The sequence below is a fragment of the Nitrospira japonica genome (assembly GCF_900169565.1).
Classification (GTDB): domain Bacteria; phylum Nitrospirota; class Nitrospiria; order Nitrospirales; family Nitrospiraceae; genus Nitrospira_C; species Nitrospira_C japonica_A.
This window is the reverse complement of sequence record NZ_LT828648.1, coordinates 1,657,657-1,675,886: the sequence shown is the minus strand read 5'-3', so window position 1 is coordinate 1,675,886 and position 18,230 is coordinate 1,657,657. Positions and strand designations below refer to the sequence as shown.

The following is an 18,230-nucleotide window of genomic DNA, read 5'->3' as shown; positions in this document are numbered from 1 at the left end:
TTACTTCTTCTTCTCGGCTTCCTTCTTCTCAGCCTTCGGAGCTGCAGCCGCGGCTTCCTTCTTTTCTCCAGCCTTCGCGTCGGCTGCGGCAGCCGGAGCGGCCGTCTTCGACGCCTCCGCCCCTTCGGCACCTTCAGCCGCGATCTTGCCTTTCGCCATGACTTCCGGTTCCTTTGCCCCCTCGGGTCCGGCAGCCTGACTGGTCAATAAGGCTTCGAGTTTGGCATCCGACATCGGCACGGCCACGCTCACGACCATCTGCTCCGGATCGTCGAGGTACCGGACGCCGTCCCGCTTGGCGATATCCTTGAGATGAATGCCCTGTCCGATGGCCAGCGGAGACGCATCCACCTCGATATGATCGGGCATCGCGGCGGGCAAACACTCGACCGACAACTCACGCATGTTGAAGTGGAGAATTCCGCCTTCCTTCACGCCGGCCGGCGTGCCCCCGATCACGTGCACCGGCACTTTGACGCGAATCGGCTTCTCCATGGAAATCTCGAACAGATCCGCATGAAGGACGTGACCCTCCACAGGGTCCACCTGAAAATCACGCAACAGCGCGGTCCGTTTGGGATTGGATTTGACCCCGGAGATGCTCAAGGAAATGAGCGCCGTGCTGCCCGCCTGCGACTTCAGAATTTTAACGAGAGGCTCCGGCTCGATGGTCAATAGAAGACACTCGCCCTGCCCGTACAACACCGCGGGAACTTTGCCCTCCCGCCGCAACTGGCGCGCGGCGCCCTTACCGGTTTTTTCCCGCACGGTGACCGCCAAATCGAATTTCATGTCACTCCTCCGTTCCGCGTCTTCACAATCCGCGCTAGGCGAACAGCGAACTCACCGACTCGTCTTCATGGATGCGTCGGATGGCTTCGCCCAACAACGGCGCGACCGACAATTGATACAGTTTCGGGCAGGTCTGATCCTTGCCGCGAAGTGGAATCGTATTCGTCACAATGACCTGCTTGACGCAGGAGCCCTGCAATCGATCGAGAGCCGGACCCGACAGGACCGCGTGCGTGCAGGCCGTCCACACTTCGCGGGCTCCTTTGTCGGCACAGGCCTGGGCTCCTTGCACGATCGTCCCGGCCGTGTCGATCATGTCGTCCAGCAACAGCGCGCTCTTGCCCTCGACGTCGCCGATGATATTCATGATCTGCGTCTGATTAGGCCCCTCGCGCCGCTTATCGATAATGGCCAGGGTCGCCTGCAATCGCTTGGCGAAGGCGCGGGCCCGTTCGACGCCGCCTGCGTCAGGCGACACGATCACGAGATCCTTGACCTTCTTCTTCATGATGTAGTCCAACAACACCGGCAATGCATAGAGATGGTCGACCGGCACATTGAAGAACCCTTGAATCTGTCCCGCGTGGAGATCCATGGTCAACACGCGATCTGTTCCGGCCGTACTAATGAGGTCCGCCACCAATTTGGCTGAAATCGGAACGCGGGGCTGGTCCTTGCGGTCCTGCCTGGCATACCCGAAATACGGAATGACCGCGGTGATCCGGTTCGCCGATGACCGCTTGAGTGCATCGATCATGATCAACAGCTCCATCAAGGAGTCATTGACCGGCTCGCAAGAAGACTGCACGACAAAGACGTCGGCCCCGCGGACATTCTCCTCGATCTTGACTCGAATCTCTCCATCACTAAATGACGCCACGGTCGCCTCGCCCAATTTGACGCCGAGATAGGCGCAGATTTCATGGGCGAGGGCCAGGTTCGCGTTGCCAGAGAAAATCATCAGTTCTCTGCTCATCGGTCCCTCGAACGGTCCTCTGGATTAGCCTATTCAGATCCTGACTGAATCGTGGTTCGTCTCGACGACGGGCCGAAGCGGGCGAGAATTTGGAACCCGCCTACTCCTGTTTGCTGCGCGTTGTTGAGGAAGCCAACTGAGGGAGGGAACTCTAGCGGAATCCGGAGGGACTTGTCAACAAAGCGCGGCCGTCCGCCCGGCGCCGTGGAGCATCGCTAGGAGGCAATGAGGGGGCCCGAACAGGTCGGAACCACGAAGGTTTTCAACCGGCTATCCGATAGGAATTCCGTCTGCGCGCGTCGAGCAGACTGTTCGTCCCCATACAATCCGAACACCGTGGCTCCGCTGCCCGACAGAAGCGCGATTTCGGCCCCCCGTGAGAGGAGCGTTTGTTTGATTGCTCCCAAAGCCGGATGTTTGGCGAACACCGGCGATTCGAAGTCATTCTCCGCCGCCGCCTTGAGCTGCGGCCAATCCACTTGAGTCTGTTCGTCCAATCGGCGCTGCCTGTCCGACAGAGGCCTCACCCCCTGCCGTGACGTAGCCAGTTCGTGATAGGCCCATCTGGTCTCAACGCCGAATCCCGGATTCACCAGAACGGCCCAGCGGGCATTTTGAACGGCTACCGGCTTGACCGCTTCCCCTCGTCCTGCAACGACCGCCGACGGCGCGAAGAGGAAAAACGGTACATCGCTGCCCAGCGTCTGCGCAATGTTCCGCATCTCCATCTGGGACCATTCGAGCCTCAGCAGCCGATTCAGACCGACGATTGTCGCAGCCGCATCGCTGCTCCCTCCGCCCAGACCCGCCCCCAGCGGAATCATTTTCTTGAGCTCGATGTCGAGCCCCACCGCCGTCCCGGCTCGTTCCAATACGGCGACCGCGGCCTTATGGACGAGATTGTTGTGATCGCCTGACAACTCCGACGAATCGCATCGAAGACGAACCTGTCCCGTATGGGACAGCCGAAGACGCACTTCGTCTACCAAGGCGACGGTCTGCATGATCGACCAGACGTTGTGATACCCGTCGGGGCGACGGTCTAGGATCCGAAGGATGAGATTGATTTTGGCGGGAGCCGAAACGGTGACGACGGAAGAGAGGCCAGTTGGTTCGGATACGGAGGCACGGTTAGTCACGACCTCCTTTTATAGCATACTTCTCCAGCCGATACCGAAAGGATCGGGTGTTAAGCCTCAGAAGCCGCGCAGCCTTCTTCTTGACCCATCTCGTCCGTTCCAGCGCTTTCATCAGCAGATCCTTCTCGATGCCGTTGATCAGCCCTTCCAAGTCCAGGCCGTCCTCCGGGAGGTCCGCCGGAATTCCCTGCTGCGCTTGCGACGTCACCGAGTGGTGCAGCCATCCACGAATATCGTGCTCCCTGACCGGTCCTCCGGCTGCAAACGCGACCACGCGCTCGATCAAATTTTCGAGCTCACGGACGTTGCCGCGCCATTCATGACCGAGCAGAACGTGCATGGCCTCGGGAGTCAGAACCGGCGCCGCCTTTCCGCTGTCCTGCGCGAACTTTTCCAGAAAATGTTTGACCAGGAGAGGGATATCGCCAGTCCGGAGCCGTAGCGGAGGCAGGCGGATGGGGATGACGTCGAGCCGATAGTAGAGGTCTTCCCGAAACGATCCGTCCGCCACGGCCTTCTCCAGGTCACGGTTGGTGGCCGCAATGATGCGGACATCGACCTTCATGTCCTGATTGCCACCGACGCGCCGGAACTCCCGCTCCTGAATCACTCGCAGGAGCTTCACCTGAATGGCCGGGGTCGTATCGCCGATCTCGTCGAGGAAGATCGTGCCCCCGTTCGCGACTTCGAACAATCCGGCCTTGTTCGCCACGGCGCCGGTAAACGATCCCTTCATATGGCCGAACAGCTCGCTTTCGAGCAATGTCTCGGGCACGGCGCTACAGTTCACCGCGACGAACGGCATCGTGCTGCGGGCGCTGTTGTAGTGAATGGCCCGCGCGACCAGTTCCTTTCCGGTCCCGCTTTCTCCGCAGATGAGCACATTGCTCTTGGCATCCGCCACCTTCCGCACCACGTCGAAGACCTTCTGCATCGCTTCGCTTTGGCCGACGATCTGCGCAAAAGACGACTGACTGGCCATCTCGCGCTTGAGGAGCATGTTCTCGGTGGACAACCGGCGCTTCTCAAGTGCATTGCGGATGATGAGTTGAACCTCGTCGACTTGAAACGGCTTGGTGAGATAGTCGTACGCTCCCTGCTTCATGGCCTCGACGGCCGAGTCCGCCGTCGCGAAGGCCGTCACGACCAGCACCACCGTATCCGGCGAAGAGGATTTCACCGCTTTGAGGACATCCATTCCGCCGGCCTTCGGCATGCGCAAATCGGTAATGACCAGATCGAAGATGTCCTTGTTGACCTGGCCGATGGCCTCTTCACCGTCGGCCGCCTCCGTGACGGCGTACCCGGCCCGCTTGAGCATGATGCTCATCACTTCACGGAGACTCTTCTCGTCATCGACGACTAGGATCTTTTCCACGGTGTTCGCCCCTCATGCCAAAGCCGTACGCCGTCGTCCCCGGAACGGGGCATGCACACGACGAAACGAGTTCCCTGCTGTCGTTCGCTTTCCACCTTAATCCATCCTCCGTGCAGGTCGACGATACGATGGACCGCTGCCAAGCCCAATCCGGATCCCGCTTTCTTGGTCGTGAAAAACGGGAGAAAAATCTTGTCGAGATTCGCTTTTGGAATCCCTTGCCCCTGGTCCTGAAACGAGATCTCGATGACTTCTCCTTTTCGACCTCCCGCGTCGATCTGCCGACATCCGGTGGCGATGGTCAACTGCCCGCCGTCCGGCATAGCTTCAAAAGCATTTGTGGCGAGGTTCCAAAAGACCTGTCGCATTTGATTCTGATCAATCTGGGCGATGAGCGAACCGGATGCGAGTGTGGTCACGATCGTGATGTTCGAGCGGGTCCGTGCTTCATGTTGGACCAGATCCAGAGTCTCGGCAAGGACTTTGTTGATATCGGACTCCGCCAGATTAAGCGCCGGGGGACGGGCATACTGTAGAAATTCCGTGATGATTGAATCCAATCGCGTCGCTTCCCTGATCGCGATATCCATCAATCTCCGATCCGTGTCGTCCGCCGCCGCTTCCTTCCGGAGCATCTGCATGGCTCCCGCGAGCGCGCCCAGCGGGTTACGAATCTCGTGAGCCATGCCGGCCGACATTTCACCCAAGTTGGCCAGCCATTCTTTTCGGCGCATTTCCTCCTCTAGATCCCTGATCTGCGTCAGGTCCTTGAAAACTCCCACTAACCCCTCCTGTTGCCCTTGTTCGTGCAGTGGAGACACCGTCATACCCAGGACGAGCCGGTTTCCATCCGCGCGTTTGCATTCCACTTCAAAACGGCTCACGGCCGCCATGCCGGCGCCGTCGTGCAGTGGTTGGGCAGGATGCCAGTTGAATACCTCGCGCCACTGGCACCTGAGCACTTGAGATAGCGTGTAGCCCGTCGCCTCCTGCGCAGCCGGGTTGAACGATGTGATCGCCCCGCTTCCATCGGCGGTGAATACTCCGCTACTGATACTCTGGACGATGTTCTCATGAAACGCCTGAAGTCTGGTCAGTCCCTGTTCCTTTTCACGCAACGACCGGTCAGCTTGCTGAAGTTGATCGGCCAGGGTTCCACTGAGCAGTCCTACGACCAGAAGCGCCAGGGCATATGCGCCGAAGGTCTGAAACGTCTCGGGCGCGGTCAATTGGCTCTTCGACCCCCAGTCCCATCCGTCAGCAAGCCCGTAGAGTTGAACGTTCGTCACCGCGCCGAACAAGATGATGCAGCCACAGGCCGCGAACAGTCCGACGCGTTTTCGCGGCACAAGACTCGCGACCGTCACCGTCATGACATAGAGAACTGCAAACGGGCTGTCGACGCCCCCGGTTCTCACCACCAGCACGGTTTCCAATAGAAAATCGATCCCGACTTGCGCCCAGAAAAATACCGTGAGACTTGCGGGGGCGGTGAGAGAGGGCAGTACGAGGGCGGATGGAATCGTAACCGCGTAGGTCAGGATGATGAGCGCATAGTACGTGTCGACTTGTTCCCCTTTTGTGGCTTGAAAGACCAGGGACAAGCCGAGCATCACGGTGACAATCGCCACCCGGAATGCCATTAACCAGCGCAGTCTGGCCCGCAATTCATCCATGCCGTCAGACAAGAAACGACCCCTGCGAACGGGCGTCAAGGCGTGTCGTTGAGATCAGGGAAGCGGTCGCGGACCACGGGAAACAGCCCGAGCATCCCGATGGACCCATGATGCTGAACCGCCGCCGTAGAGGCGGCTGCCTGAAGCAGTGATACGTGAACGGACTCCTACCCGATCGCCGACGCCATCTTGAAGATGGGAAGGTACATGGCGATGACGATGAACCCGATGACTACCCCCAGGAACACCATCATCATCGGCTCGAGTAACGACGTGAGGGAGGCGACCGCCTGGTCGACTTCATCCTCGTAGAAGTCTGCGATCTTCCCCAGCATCGCATCCAGCGCGCCCGTCGACTCTCCGACGGCGATCATGTGCGTGACCATCTTCGGAAACACCTGGCTTTGGGTCAGGGGATCGGCGATCGTCTTACCGCCGCTGATGCTGACCCTGGCGTTCAACAAGGCTTCTTCGATCACCTTATTGCCGGAAGTCTTGGCACAAATAATGAGGCCGTCCAGCAGCGGTACGCCGCTCGACAGCAGGGTGCCAAGCGTCCGCGTGAATTTAGCTACCGAGGCTTTTCGAATAAGATCCCCGAACACAGGGGTCTTCAGCAAGAACTTGTCGATCGCCATCCGGCCCTTGGGCGTCGCATAGTATTTCTTCACACCGAATATCAGGCCTGCGACCAGTCCCGCCGCCACATACCAATAGGATTGGAAAGCATTGCTGATATCGATGACCAGCTGCGTAGGGCCCGGCAATCCCACTTTACCGCTCGACAATTCGTCGAACATTTTTGCGAAGATTGGAATCACCCAGATCATAAGCACGGTGATGACGACTCCCGCGACGCCGAGAATGGCCGCCGGATAGACCATGGCGGATTTGATTTGCCCCTTGAGCTTCATGGCCTTCTCGATGTGCTTCGCCAATCTGGTCAGAATCGTATCGAGCAGACCGCCGACTTCACCGGCATGCACCATGTTCACGTACAGATCGTCGAACACCTTGGGATGGCGGCGCAGGGCATCGGAAAACGTAGAACCCGCCTCAACCTGCACCTTGACCTCCCCGACCGACTCGCGCAGGGCCTTGTTTTCCGATTGCGTGGAGAGAATTTCCAGACACTGCACCAGCGGAAGCCCGGCGTTGATCATCGTGCCAAACTGACGGGTAAAAACCACAAGATCTTTGTCGGTCAGGCCGTTCCCGAAGCTGAGGTTGAATCCGGATTTTCCGGCCTTTTCATCGAGACTGGTGACGACGATGCTTTGTTTGCGGAGCTGATCGACGGCTTCGTCACGGTTCTTGGCGGAAAGCTCGCCTTTCCTGACGGCACCGGACCGGGAGCGCCCGACATATGCGAAGGTCGCCATAGATCACTCCACTTGCTACGTGTGTGCGGAAGCGAACTTGCGGAAACAACGGTTCTATCGAGCGAGTCTACTGACGACCCCAAAACCTGTCAAACAAATGCAGGTTCCACGCATAGCCGAGTGCAGGTGTTCCGTCCGACAAGCAGGAAGACAGGTTACAGGCCGACGGAACCGGCCCGTCGATAGCCACGATAGAGGTAGTGAAATCCTGAGAGCAGCGTGAATGCCGCCATGCCGAAGAGCAAGGGGTGAAGGTACTGCAGATCAATCTGGCGGGAACTCAAGAAAATCACCAGAAGGACATAGGAGAGCTGCAGGAACGTCGTGCCTTTTCCGAGAAAGGTCGGCGTGATATCGATCTCCGTCTCTGTCAGCTGCGCAACCGCGGTGCCCAGCAAAAGCATCACGTCTCGGCTGACCACGAGGATGGTGACCCACGAGGGTATGAGATGAATCGTCGATAGTGTGATGAATCCGGACGTCAACAGCAGTTTGTCGGCCAGAGGGTCGAGGAAAGCTCCGAGGCGGGTTTTCTGATTGGCGGCCCTGGCGATGGTGCCGTCGAGCGCGTCGGTGACTCCTGCCGCCAGCAACACCAACAGAGCCTGATCGAATTCCTCATAGACGAGCAGGCCGATATACACGGGGATCAAGAGAATGCGCAGCAGAGTCAAACTGTTGGGAATATTCATACGGGGTCGGAACGCCTCGTCTTGCGCAGTCGAATCAAAAGGATAGGAGGGGCGTTTGGGGTTGTCAATGTCTTGCAGTCCGCCGAGACCTTCCCTATACTGCGGCCTGGCGGCGGCACATCGGTATCTATGGAGAGTTCATGAATTCTCTCACGTCACTCTTCAAAAAAGACGGACTCGTCGAGAAGCATCAACTCGAGGGGGTCGATCCCAGCGACCGTTACTTTAACCGCGCTATTCTCGTCAATCGCACGACGTCCGGATATGCCGCCAAAGTGATGTATGAAGCCCTGACCGTCGAAGGGCAGTCTCACCCGACCATCGCCGCGGCCGTGAAGGAACTGATCGAGAAACTTTCTCGGCTGGGTTTTCGGCGGCTCAGAACGCGGGCGAACTTCAAAGGAACGAAGTACCTCGCCGAAAAAGAAACCTGGACCGACTATCCCGATCCGGCCTGACCTTTCTCGAACAACGCGAACTCCCGAATGATCAAATCGTGAAGACGCGGGCGAAACTCCCGAATCTTCTCGTTTCGTCTGCTTGGATGCACACGGTTCGACAGGATTACGACCTCGAGCTTTCGAGTCGGATCCACCCAGACCGAGGTGCCGGTGTATCCGAGATGCCCAAAGGAACATTCCGAGAAATAGCTGCCTGAAGACGACGGCACGGACGGGGTATCCCACCCCAGCGCCCAACTGGATTGCGGAACGTTAGTCTGCCGGGTCACAAACCGGCGAACCAGGTCCGGGGAGAAGAAGCGGTCATTGCCGTGGTAGGCATCCAACCACGCTCCGGAAACGGCAAGGACGCCTTCGGCCGTTCCGAAAAGCCCTGCATGGCCCGCGATCCCTCCCAGAGCCGCGGCATTCTCGTCATGGACTTCTCCCCTCAGCAATCTCTGCCGCCAGGAATCGTACTCGGTCGGTGCAATCCCCGCGGCTTTACCCGCGGACGGATCGCTCGAGATGCCCATTCCGGAGACGGGAGCAAACAGCAACGACACTGCCCCGAGGGGATCCGTCACTGCACGACGATACCACTCGTCCAATAAAACCCCCGTCGTCCGTTCAATGAGAAATCCGAGAAGGATGAATCCCAGATCGCTATACAGGCTCCTCGTCCCTCTGACATAGACCGCCGGTTCATCGCGAATCAGATTCAGCACCGCGGATCGTGCGGCTGCCGGATCGATACCCTGAGACGCGGGGTCCGTCACTGGGGTGTCTCCATACAATTTTTCATACAACGGCCGCCATCCGGGAAGACCTGAACTGTGCGCCAGCAGATCGCTCAATGGGGCTCGTCCCACGGCGCTGCGCGCAAGCTCCGGCAGGCTTTTTTCAATTGGATCATCGAGGCAAAGTCCGGCCTGTTGCGCAAGCAGCAGGATCGAGGTGACGGTCACCAGCGGTTTGGTCAGCGACGCGAGATCGTAGAGGGTGGAGACTTCCACCGGCTGGCTATCGGATTCCGAAGACAGCCGTCCCGCCGCGGCAAGACAGGGCGCCTGTCCCCGCAGCCGAACCGCCACAACGGCACCCGGAAATACGCCGTCGTTCACGGCGGATCGCAGTTCCGCATGAATCGCAGAGGGCAAACTCATACGCGGTATGGAAATGAGAGCCTTTGGAAGGAGCGGATAATGTCCGAGCGACCGGGCGCTCCGGAGATTGCGCCGAGGATCACAACGCCTGACTCGACTGTCCTTCGAGCTTGTTCTCCGACGTGGAGGCCGCGTCACTGAACGCTTCCTGCTCTTCGACTTCCAACATCCGCTCGAACGTGCGGAGTGTCGCGCGAAGCCGCTCCACCATCAGGAGCCGTTGCTTTTGAAGCGCCGTCAGATCCCGCTGAGTGTTGTGCAACTCCACCCGCGCCTGCCGGATCATTTCCCCCGCCTTGAGTTCCGCTTCCTTGATGACGAGATCGGATTCACGCTGGGCGCTGCGCTTCACGTCCTCGGCGAGTGATTGAGCGGACACCAGCGTGTTCGACAGCGTGACTTCCGTCCGTTTAAGTTCGGTGATCTGCTGCTCAAGGAGGACGATCTTCTCCCGCTGTACCGCGTTGTCTCGATTCAACAACTCGACGGTTTCCGCGATCTCTTCCAGAAAGCGGTTGACCTCTTCCTTGTCGTAACCTCTGAAACTGGTCTTAAACACCATCTGCTGGATGTCGAGCGGCGTGATCTTCATGGCGTCCCCCTTGACCGATTCAGTTCAACCGGACGGCAATATCGCGGAGCGTCTGGACCAATGCCAGCTGCAGGAATGTGATCGCAAGGATGGCGATTATAGGAGACAGATCGATGCCCATCCGCCACCCCACCCAGCGGCGAATGGGGGCCAATACCGGCTCGGTCGCACGCGTGAGAAATTGCACGATCGGGTTCCAGGGATCCGGATTCACCCACGAGATCAGGGCCCTGGCGATGATGACCCACATATACAGCCAGAGAACCGTATCCAACACGGTCGCGACCGCCTGTAGGATGTTGCCTCCGACGAACATCAGCGTCCCAATTCTTCCGATCGCTTCGTAGCCGCCTCGACGGCCCCCATCAGTGTAGCACGGAAGCCGCCCTGTTCAAGCCGATGCAGGCCCGCAATCGTCGTCCCGCCGGGTGACGCCACGCGGTCTTTGAGGCTCGCCGGATGCTCACGGGATTCCAGTACCATCCGCGCGGCGCCGAACACGGTCTGCGCGGCCAATAGGTCCGCGGTGCGCCGTGGCAATCCCATTTTTACACCCCCGTCGGCCAAGGCCTCGATGGCTTGGAACACGTATGCCGGACCGCTTCCGCTGAGACCGGTCACCGCATCCATTAGCCGTTCATCCACCTCCACGACCCGACCTACCGCTTCGAACATCGCGCGCACAAAACTCAAATCGGCGGCGGGCGCGGCATGGCCACCCGTCAGCGCCGTCATGCCTTCACGCACGAACACCGGCTGATTGGGCATGGCACGGATGATCCCTCTGACACCCGGCGCCCGTTCGGCAATCACCCGAATCGGCAGGCCGGCGACGATCGAAACAACCAGCTTGCCGGCAAGGAAGGAGCCGATCTCCTTCAACACGCCGGGAAGCACTTGTGGCTTGACGGCCAGAATGACCAGATCGGCCCACTCCGTCAACGCGCGGTTGTCTTCACCCACGCGAATACCGAACAGAGTTTTCAGCTGGTCGCGTCTTGCAGCGACGGGATCGGTCGCCCATAGCCCTTGAGGGGAGCACAGCTTGGCACCAAGCATCCCACCGACAATGGCCTCTGCCATCTGCCCGCCGCCGACGAAGCCGACCGATATGACAGGATCAGGCATCCCGCCTCCCGAAAATCGCCGTTCCGACCCGGACGAGTGTCGCCCCTTCTTCCACCGCCACCTCATAGTCGCTCGACATGCCCATCGAAAGCTCCGTCATCGCCACCTCGGGAACAGCCAGGGCCGACAAACGTCCGGCCAGCTCGCGGAGGGTACGGAAGTGGATCCTCGCCTGTTCCGGATCGTCGACCGGCGGTGGAATCGTCATCAGTCCACGGATACGAAGGTGCGTCAGTCCTGAGAATTGTGCGAATTGCTCCTCAAGCTGATGCGGAGAGAATCCGGCCTTCGTCGACTCACCGGCCACATTGACCTCCAGCAGGACATCTTGGCGAATCGCGGCTGCCTGAGCCCGTCGGTCGATTTCCGACGCCAGTTCCAAAGTGTCCACCGAATGAATGACCTCGAACCGCGCCACGACGTCGCGGACCTTGCGACGTTGCAGGTGCCCGATGAAATGCCACCGGAGCGGCTCGTCGCGGAGTGCCTGGATCTTGGGAATCGCCTCCTGCAGCCGATTCTCTCCCGCCACGCGCAATCCTGCTGCAACGGCTTCACGAACGCGCTCAGCGGAAACCTTTTTCGTGGCCCCCACCAGACGGATGCCGTTCGGGTCACGCCCGACGGCCAAGGCGGTCTGCCTGATGCGATCCATCACGATCCTGAGACGGTCTGCAATTGAATCGGCCGTCCGCACATCCATACGCAAGAAGCCCGCACTCCAGCGGACACACTACCGGCCATGCGCGGGTGAAGCCCTTAACGGCGCGGCATCAACATGATGCCGCTGACCATGGTGCCGTTCACTCGCCCTTCCCGTCGATACGAGTAAAACAGGTCGTCGTGACAGATCGTGCACAAATTGACGGAGGTGACGTGGAGCGGCGCAACGCCGATTCGTTCCACCTGCCTGCGAATCAACGTCTTGAGATCCAACTGCGCCCGCCCCTCTCCGGCGTTCCGAACGACGGACTCCCATTCCGGCATCTGCCGTCGCAACGCGCTCAAGACCGGCTCATCGACTTCATAGCAACAGGGTCCGGCCGAAGGTCCGATGCTGACGCGGAGATCCTCGGACATCACGTGAAACCGTGCCATGAGCAGGTCAATCGTCTTGGGTACGATCTCAGCCACCGCACCACGCCAGCCAGCATGAACGGCCGCGACCGCCCGGCGGCGTCGGTCATAGATCAGAACCGGTACACAATCGGCCGTCCGCACCGTCACGGTGACTCCCGGCTGATCCGTAACCAATGCATCCCATCCCCCATCGAATCGGTCACCTTCGATCAACGGTCTGTCGAGAACCAATGCGTCGGTGCCATGGACTTGCTTGACGGATAATAGCCATCCCTTACCGCGAGACCCGGCAGCCGCAGCCGGCACACCGATCGCAAGCGCCAGGCTGTCGGCATGCCGCCGCGTGCCGAAAAAATGCCGGACGCCGTCCCGCGAGGAGGCGAACGCCGGCACGGTGATGACCGGAAGGTTCGTGTGCACCGAGCAGCCCTTTCCCGATCAATCCGCTTGTTTTCTCAAAAACGTCGGCACGTCCCACTCGTCCTCGCCCGGCAGGGCGGCCCGATCCACCGATTGGACGAGCTCGCTGCGGCGCAAGAACGTCGGTCGGTCGATATCCTTGTGATGCCGGTCCGCCACGGCAATCCCAACGCCGTTCATCGCCTGTGGAGTCGTCCGTGATGCACGGGCCGCTCCCACCGGCACGGTCGCCGGTTGCTCTTCGCGCTCGAATCCGGTCGCAATGACCGTCACCACCAGATCGTCTCCCATATCGGGGTTAATGACTTGTCCGACGATGATATTCGCTTCCTGATCCGCGGTCTGCTGGATGATCGAGGCGGCCTCTTCGATTTCGTGCAGCGACATGTTGGGGCCGCCCGTGATGTTCAGCAGCACGCCTCTGGCGCCCTCGACGCTTCCTTCTTCCAGCAATGGGCTGCAGATGGCCTTCTGAGCAGCCTCGATCGCCCGATTGGTACCACGCGACACTCCCATGCCCATCACGGCTCGGCCGGTATGCGACATGATGGTGCGGACGTCGGCAAAATCGACGTTCACATGGCCGGTCGTGGTGATCACATCTGCAATTCCTTGAATCGCCTGCCTCAAGACATCGTCGGCCACCTTGAACGCCTCAAGCAGCGGCGTCGTCTTGTCGACGATACCGAGGAGTCGCTGGTTCGGAATCACCAACAGGGTGTCGACGTGACGCCTCAAGTCCCTGAGCCCTTCATCGGCGTGCAACATCCGCCGGTGTCCCTCATATTGGAACGGCTTCGTCACCACTCCCACGGTCAGAATGCCCAACTCCCTGGCGATGCTGGCGACGATCGGTGCCGCACCGGTCCCCGTTCCGCCGCCCATGCCGGCGGTCACGAAAACCATGTCCGCTCCTTCCAGGCATTCACGCACTTGGTCTTTGCTCTCCAAAGCCGACTCTTTCCCGATTTCCGGCTTGGCGCCGGCTCCCAGGCCACGGGTCCTCTCGGGCCCCAACTGAACCTTATAGGCAGCCCGCGAACGGTCAAGCGCCTGCAAATCGGTATTTGCGGCGATGAAATCGACGCGCGCCAGCCCCGATGCAATCATGGTATTGACCGCATTGCATCCCGCTCCCCCGACCCCGATGACTTTGATCCGGACGGGGGAGAGGACATCTTCTTGAAATGAGAACATCAGGGCACCTCCCTTGGGCTAACCGCGTGCGGCATTGCACCGCACGCGAACGTTAAAAGAACTCAAACATCCAGGACTTCATCCGATCGAATACCCGGCTGAGCGGACGCCCGTTGCGCATGCCCGCGGCTGCCAGTTCCTCGGTATGCCGCCGCGCGTGCATCAGCAGTCCCACGCCGGTCGCGTGCATGGGGTTGCTCACGATGTCGCGAAGGCCGCCGACGCCGCCCGGCACGCCGCGACGCGCCGGCAGATTGAGGACGTGCTCGGCCGCATCGGGCATCCCGTCCAGCAGCGAGGTTCCACCTGTGATGACCACCCCGGCTCCCAGCATGCCTTCATAGCCGGCCCGAGCGATCTCGCGGCGAACCAGTTCGAACATTTCATCGACTCGAGGCTCGAGAATTTCCGCGATGTCGCGGCGCGAAAATGTCCGGGCCGGCCGGTCCCCTACGGAAGGAACTTCCACACGCTCATGACCGTGCACAAGATCCGTGCGGGCCAACCCATACTGAACCTTGATCTTTTCCGCCTCCGTTTGCGATGTCAGTAGGCCGATCGCCAAGTCTTTGGTGAGATTCTGTCCTCCGATGGGAAGCACGGCAGAATGCCGGATGCTGCCGTCGAGAAAGATCGCGAGATCGGTCGTCCCGCCGCCAAGGTCGACCATGGCCACGCCGAGATCCCGTTCCTCCTGGCTCAGGACGGCCTCGCTGGAAGCCAGCGGCTGCAGGATAATGTCCACGACGTCGAGACCCGCGCGGTTGACGCTCTTGATAATGTTCTGAGCGGACGTTACCGCACCTGTAATGACATGCACATTGACTTCGAGCCGATTGCCGGAAAGTCCCAACGGTTCGCGAACCCCCTCCTGACCGTCCACCATGAATTCTCTCGGCAGCACGTGAAGGATCCGGCGCTCGTGAGGAATCACGGCGAGCGTTCTGGCGCTTTCGATGGCGCGCTGCACGTCGTCGCGAGTCACCTCGGCTTTCTTCAGCGCCACCACGCCTTTGCAATTTTCCGCGGAAATGTGACTGCCCGCGATACCGGTATAGACGGAATTGATTTGGACCGCCGCCATGAGTTCCGCCTCTTCCACCGCCTTCTTGATCGATTCCACCGTGCTCTCAATGTCCACCACCACGCCTTTGCGGAGGCCTCGGGAAGGGCTCGACCCTACACCGATGATGCTGAGGGCCCCATCGTCGGTAATCTCCGAGACAATGGCGCAGATCTTCGTGGTCCCGATGTCCAACCCCACGAGAATTTGATCCCGCTTCGCCACAGCCTTACCCCCTTTCCCGCACGATGACGCGATTGTCGTACCGCAGATCCACTTCACCGAGCTCACGCTTCCGGCCGTCCAGCGTGCCGGGCTTGAACACGGCCTTCACCATGCGAAAGCGATTCCACTGATCCAGCAAGGCATCATGGCCGAACTGAAAGCGCATGCCCTTGGCCGACGCGACCAGATTCAGCGGGTCGGAGACGTCGATCTCCACGCGTCCTTCGACGGTATGCGCCATCGTCCTGGCCAATTCGATCGACGCCTGCACAGTCCGACGCAATCCGGACTCGCCTTGTAACAGGATCTTCTGAGTCGCACCGATGACCAGCGGGAGCGACGGTTGGTCCTGATCACCCAGACGTGTCAATACGACTCCTTCTTCGTCCAACAGCAAGAATTCAGATCCCACTCGCGCAATCGCAGCCGGCTGCCGCTCCACGACGGTGACCCTCAGGGTGTGCAGTGGCAGTCGCTCCAACGTGGCTTCCTTGATCCAGGCGATCGTCCGCAGTCGCTCAGCCAAAAATGGCAAGCTGATCCGATGCAGCGATGTTCCGTTCTTCAGCGCCAATCGTTGAAGTACCTCCTCGCGTGCCACATGGTGGACGCCCTGGATTTGAATCTCGCGGATTTCCAGGCCATGTTCGATGATCGGCGCAAGGTGGCTCGCCCCCACGATCACGGCCCATACGCCCATCGTCAAACCAGCCGCCCACGCCGCGATTCGCATTTTTGGATTCCAGGTCGGCCTGACGCGCGCCCAGCGTCGTTGCCGGCGATCGATCTCGATCAAGCCGCGCGACCCTTTCCAACTGTTTTGCCGGTAAGCCGGCTCTCCGACTTTCTTTTTCCGGAACCACCGAATCATGACCGCCTGCTCCTTCCCGTCGGTCGATGAGAAGACATGCGTGCCACGGCCGATTCCAAGATCCGTTCCGTCAACTCTTCGTAACCGATACCGGCTTGGGCGGCGGCCATCGGAAGTAGGCTCGTTTCAGTCATGCCAGGCGCCGTATTGACCTCCAATACGTAGGGACGCCCGCGTGGCGTAATACGAAAATCGACGCGGATCGCTCCTGCACAATCGAGAACCTCATACGCCCGCAACGCCTGCGCGCGGATCTCCTTCGTCACGCCCGCCGGCAACGGCGCCGGACAGAGATAACGGGTCTTTCCCTTTTCATACTTGGCGGAGTAGTCATAAAAGCCGCCCGGCGCGACGATCTCGACCGCCGGCAACACGAGCGGTGCCCGGCCGCCACGGCCGAGCAATGAGACCGTGACTTCATGGCCGGGAATGTAGGCTTCGACCACCGCGTCTCGGTCATAGCGATGGGCCAGCGCCAGGGCCTTCTTCCATTGTGCTCGTTCCTTCACGATGGTCACACCGATCGTCGATCCTTCGGATGCCGGCTTCACAACGACGGGCCATCGCAGTTTCGCTGCCCGAAGGGTTCTGCTTTCGGACACGATCTGGCCGCGTTTCACCACCAGCCCGGGCGGAACCGGAACATCGTACGCCGCGAGAATCGTCTTGGTCGTGACTTTATGCATGCCGACGGAGCTGGACTGAACACCCGATCCCGTATACGGAATGCCGAGAGTTTCCAGAAACCCTTGAATGGACCCGTCTTCCCCTCCAGGCCCGTGCAAGGCCAAGAACGCCAAGGCAATTCGATGCCTCTGAAGATCCCGGCTCAAGGCGGGGCCGACGTCGATCGCGACGGCGTCATATCCTCTTCGACAAAGAGCGCGATGAACGGCCGAACCGGTGCGGAGCGACACCTCCCGTTCGGAGGACTGCCCTCCCATCAAGACTCCGACCCGCAGATTGGTTAGCAAAGAACGTCGTGCCATCTCGTTCGCTCTTCAGTCGGCGCTTGTCGGGTGTTCCCGTCGCCGCCCGGCTGTGAAATCCTGAACGCTCACCGTCCGGCCTCTCCGACAATCCGGAGTTCGAGATCCAGCCGCACGCCGGCCTGGCGTTTGATCGCCCGCCGGACCTTGCCGATCAAGGCAACGACGTCGGCGGCACGAGCGTGCCCGCGATTCACGATGAAATTCCCGTGTCTGGTCGACACCTCTGCATCGCCCACGCGCAACCCTTTGAGTTTCAGCGTCTCAATCAAGCGGCCGGCAGAATCATTGATCGGATTCTTGAAGACACACCCGGCGCTGGGCAGCGTAAGCGGCTGCGTATCTCGCCGATAATGGAGATACTCTTTGACCACCCGTTCAATGTCTTTCTTGATCCCCTTGCGCAATTGCAGCCACACGCCGACCACGATCCCTTTGGGCAGCCTGGCGCGCCGGTACTCAAAGGGGATCGCCGACGCCGGAATGTCGCGAACCACGCCCGATGCGGTCACGAGGCGTACGGCCTTCAACGCATCCTTCATCTCCCCCAACCTCGTTCCAGCATTCATTACGACGCACCCTGCGACGGTGCCCGGAATGCCCGCCGCCCATTCGAGTCCGGCGAGAGCCCGCCGGACGGCATAGCCGATCAAAGTCGGCATTCCCGCGCCGCCATCCGCATACAATATTTCCCCCGGTTCTTCCCTGATCGCACGCAGCTTTCCCAAGTGCACCACGATTCCGCGGATGCCGCGGTCACGGATCAACAGGTTCGTGCCGCCCACGACAAAGAGCGGCACCCCTCGCGCGCGCGCCTGCGTAACCAAGCGACGGATATCTTCCACATCCGCCGGTTCGACGACGACATCGGCCGGCCCTCCGATCTTGAACGACGTGTAGGAATCCAATGGCGCATCGAAGCGCACCGCGCCCCTGATCCCCGCGACGGCCGCCAGGATGTCCGTCTTCCGAAATTTCGTGCCGGCATGTTTCGTCCTTCTCCGAGATCCAGCGCGATTCATCG

19 protein-coding genes are annotated in these 18,230 nt (G+C 60.1%); 1 reads left to right on the top strand and 18 read right to left on the bottom strand.

Going from position 1 to position 18,230, the window contains the following annotated elements:
- From NSJP_RS08010 to NSJP_RS07980, 7 genes are all read right to left on the bottom strand, one after another.
- Positions 1 to 792: a 50S ribosomal protein L25 gene (locus NSJP_RS08010; protein WP_080886392.1), complete on the bottom strand. Its 792-nt coding sequence runs from the start codon at positions 790 to 792 to the stop codon at positions 1 to 3.
- A gap of 34 nt (positions 793 to 826) precedes the next feature.
- Entirely contained in the window at positions 827 to 1,768 is a 942-nt protein-coding gene (locus NSJP_RS08005) for a ribose-phosphate diphosphokinase (RefSeq protein ID WP_080886391.1), read from the bottom strand.
- Positions 1,769 to 1,983: 215 nt separating this feature from the next.
- Positions 1,984 to 2,907, bottom strand: a complete 924-nt coding sequence (gene ispE, locus NSJP_RS08000; RefSeq protein ID WP_080886390.1) for a 4-(cytidine 5'-diphospho)-2-C-methyl-D-erythritol kinase — start codon at positions 2,905 to 2,907, stop codon at positions 1,984 to 1,986.
- The gene (locus NSJP_RS07995; protein ID WP_080886389.1) at positions 2,900 to 4,285 is read right to left on the bottom strand and encodes a sigma-54-dependent transcriptional regulator; all 1,386 of its coding nucleotides are present in this window, start codon (positions 4,283 to 4,285) and stop codon (positions 2,900 to 2,902) included. Before NSJP_RS07995 ends, ispE begins: the two co-directional genes overlap by 8 nt.
- Complete coding sequence (locus tag NSJP_RS07990; protein WP_155969987.1) at positions 4,270 to 5,973, bottom strand: two-component system sensor histidine kinase NtrB; 1,704 nt, start codon at positions 5,971 to 5,973, stop codon at positions 4,270 to 4,272. Before NSJP_RS07990 ends, NSJP_RS07995 begins: the two co-directional genes overlap by 16 nt.
- Before the next feature lie 155 nt (positions 5,974 to 6,128).
- The gene (locus tag NSJP_RS07985) at positions 6,129 to 7,343 is read right to left on the bottom strand and encodes a type II secretion system F family protein (protein WP_080886387.1); all 1,215 of its coding nucleotides are present in this window, start codon (positions 7,341 to 7,343) and stop codon (positions 6,129 to 6,131) included.
- Between the two features lie 155 nt (positions 7,344 to 7,498).
- The gene (locus NSJP_RS07980) at positions 7,499 to 8,035 is read right to left on the bottom strand and encodes a CDP-alcohol phosphatidyltransferase family protein (protein ID WP_080886386.1); all 537 of its coding nucleotides are present in this window, start codon (positions 8,033 to 8,035) and stop codon (positions 7,499 to 7,501) included.
- A 140-nt stretch (positions 8,036 to 8,175) separates the two neighbouring features.
- On the opposite strand from NSJP_RS07980, the gene NSJP_RS07975 reads away from it, so the two are divergent.
- Positions 8,176 to 8,493, top strand: a complete 318-nt coding sequence (locus NSJP_RS07975) for a hypothetical protein (protein WP_080886385.1) — start codon at positions 8,176 to 8,178, stop codon at positions 8,491 to 8,493.
- Here the strand turns inward: NSJP_RS07975 and NSJP_RS07970 are convergent.
- The 11 genes from NSJP_RS07970 to murB form a co-directional block, all read right to left on the bottom strand.
- Complete coding sequence (locus NSJP_RS07970) at positions 8,475 to 9,641, bottom strand: serine hydrolase domain-containing protein (protein WP_080886384.1); 1,167 nt, start codon at positions 9,639 to 9,641, stop codon at positions 8,475 to 8,477. The genes NSJP_RS07975 and NSJP_RS07970 overlap by 19 nt on opposite strands.
- Before the next feature lie 79 nt (positions 9,642 to 9,720).
- Positions 9,721 to 10,233 carry a DivIVA domain-containing protein gene (locus NSJP_RS07965; protein WP_080886383.1) on the bottom strand — a complete coding sequence of 171 codons (513 nt, stop codon included), beginning with the start codon at positions 10,231 to 10,233 and terminating at the stop codon, positions 9,721 to 9,723.
- Between the two features lie 19 nt (positions 10,234 to 10,252).
- Complete coding sequence (locus NSJP_RS07960; RefSeq protein ID WP_080886382.1) at positions 10,253 to 10,549, bottom strand: YggT family protein; 297 nt, start codon at positions 10,547 to 10,549, stop codon at positions 10,253 to 10,255.
- Positions 10,549 to 11,361 (bottom strand): pyrroline-5-carboxylate reductase, encoded by an 813-nt coding sequence (gene proC, locus NSJP_RS07955; RefSeq protein WP_080886381.1) that lies wholly within the window; start codon positions 11,359 to 11,361, stop codon positions 10,549 to 10,551. Before proC ends, NSJP_RS07960 begins: the two co-directional genes overlap by 1 nt.
- Positions 11,354 to 12,064, bottom strand: coding sequence for a YggS family pyridoxal phosphate-dependent enzyme (locus NSJP_RS07950; RefSeq protein WP_080886380.1), 711 nt, complete (start codon positions 12,062 to 12,064; stop codon positions 11,354 to 11,356). The genes proC and NSJP_RS07950 overlap by 8 nt, the downstream gene beginning before the upstream one ends.
- Before the next feature lie 56 nt (positions 12,065 to 12,120).
- Positions 12,121 to 12,861 (bottom strand): peptidoglycan editing factor PgeF, encoded by a 741-nt coding sequence (gene pgeF, locus NSJP_RS07945; RefSeq protein WP_080886379.1) that lies wholly within the window; start codon positions 12,859 to 12,861, stop codon positions 12,121 to 12,123.
- 18 nt (positions 12,862 to 12,879) lie between these two features.
- Positions 12,880 to 14,058, bottom strand: a complete 1,179-nt coding sequence (ftsZ, locus tag NSJP_RS07940) for a cell division protein FtsZ (RefSeq protein WP_080886378.1) — start codon at positions 14,056 to 14,058, stop codon at positions 12,880 to 12,882.
- A gap of 52 nt (positions 14,059 to 14,110) precedes the next feature.
- A complete protein-coding gene (ftsA, locus tag NSJP_RS07935; protein WP_080886377.1) occupies positions 14,111 to 15,346 on the bottom strand; it encodes a cell division protein FtsA in 1,236 nt (411 codons plus the stop codon).
- Between the two features lie 4 nt (positions 15,347 to 15,350).
- The gene (locus NSJP_RS07930; RefSeq protein ID WP_080886376.1) at positions 15,351 to 16,217 is read right to left on the bottom strand and encodes a cell division protein FtsQ/DivIB; all 867 of its coding nucleotides are present in this window, start codon (positions 16,215 to 16,217) and stop codon (positions 15,351 to 15,353) included.
- Positions 16,214 to 17,206 carry a D-alanine--D-alanine ligase family protein gene (locus NSJP_RS07925; protein WP_080886375.1) on the bottom strand — a complete coding sequence of 331 codons (993 nt, stop codon included), beginning with the start codon at positions 17,204 to 17,206 and terminating at the stop codon, positions 16,214 to 16,216. The genes NSJP_RS07930 and NSJP_RS07925 overlap by 4 nt, the downstream gene beginning before the upstream one ends.
- A gap of 68 nt (positions 17,207 to 17,274) precedes the next feature.
- Complete coding sequence (murB, locus tag NSJP_RS07920) at positions 17,275 to 18,228, bottom strand: UDP-N-acetylmuramate dehydrogenase (protein ID WP_080886374.1); 954 nt, start codon at positions 18,226 to 18,228, stop codon at positions 17,275 to 17,277.
- Between the last annotated feature and the right edge of the window lie 2 nt (positions 18,229 to 18,230).

What these genes read in the sequence shown, in the direction of transcription:
- NSJP_RS08010 (WP_080886392.1), bottom strand. Translation starts at nt 792, where the DNA reads ATGAAATTCGATTTGGCGGTCACCGTGCGGGAAAAAACCGGTAAGGGC.
- NSJP_RS08005 (WP_080886391.1), bottom strand. Translation starts at nt 1,768, where the DNA reads ATGAGCAGAGAACTGATGATTTTCTCTGGCAACGCGAACCTGGCCCTC.
- NSJP_RS07985 (WP_080886387.1), bottom strand. Translation starts at nt 7,343, where the DNA reads ATGGCGACCTTCGCATATGTCGGGCGCTCCCGGTCCGGTGCCGTCAGG.
- NSJP_RS07980 (WP_080886386.1), bottom strand. Translation starts at nt 8,035, where the DNA reads ATGAATATTCCCAACAGTTTGACTCTGCTGCGCATTCTCTTGATCCCC.
- NSJP_RS07975 (WP_080886385.1), top strand. Translation starts at nt 8,176, where the DNA reads ATGAATTCTCTCACGTCACTCTTCAAAAAAGACGGACTCGTCGAGAAG.
- NSJP_RS07970 (WP_080886384.1), bottom strand. Translation starts at nt 9,641, where the DNA reads ATGAGTTTGCCCTCTGCGATTCATGCGGAACTGCGATCCGCCGTGAAC.
- NSJP_RS07965 (WP_080886383.1), bottom strand. Translation starts at nt 10,233, where the DNA reads ATGAAGATCACGCCGCTCGACATCCAGCAGATGGTGTTTAAGACCAGT.
- NSJP_RS07960 (WP_080886382.1), bottom strand. Translation starts at nt 10,549, where the DNA reads ATGTTCGTCGGAGGCAACATCCTACAGGCGGTCGCGACCGTGTTGGAT.
- proC (WP_080886381.1), bottom strand. Translation starts at nt 11,361, where the DNA reads ATGCCTGATCCTGTCATATCGGTCGGCTTCGTCGGCGGCGGGCAGATG.
- NSJP_RS07950 (WP_080886380.1), bottom strand. Translation starts at nt 12,064, where the DNA reads ATGGATGTGCGGACGGCCGATTCAATTGCAGACCGTCTCAGGATCGTG.
- ftsZ (WP_080886378.1), bottom strand. Translation starts at nt 14,058, where the DNA reads ATGTTCTCATTTCAAGAAGATGTCCTCTCCCCCGTCCGGATCAAAGTC.
- NSJP_RS07930 (WP_080886376.1), bottom strand. Translation starts at nt 16,217, where the DNA reads ATGATTCGGTGGTTCCGGAAAAAGAAAGTCGGAGAGCCGGCTTACCGG.
- NSJP_RS07925 (WP_080886375.1), bottom strand. Translation starts at nt 17,206, where the DNA reads ATGGCACGACGTTCTTTGCTAACCAATCTGCGGGTCGGAGTCTTGATG.
- murB (WP_080886374.1), bottom strand. Translation starts at nt 18,228, where the DNA reads ATGAATCGCGCTGGATCTCGGAGAAGGACGAAACATGCCGGCACGAAA.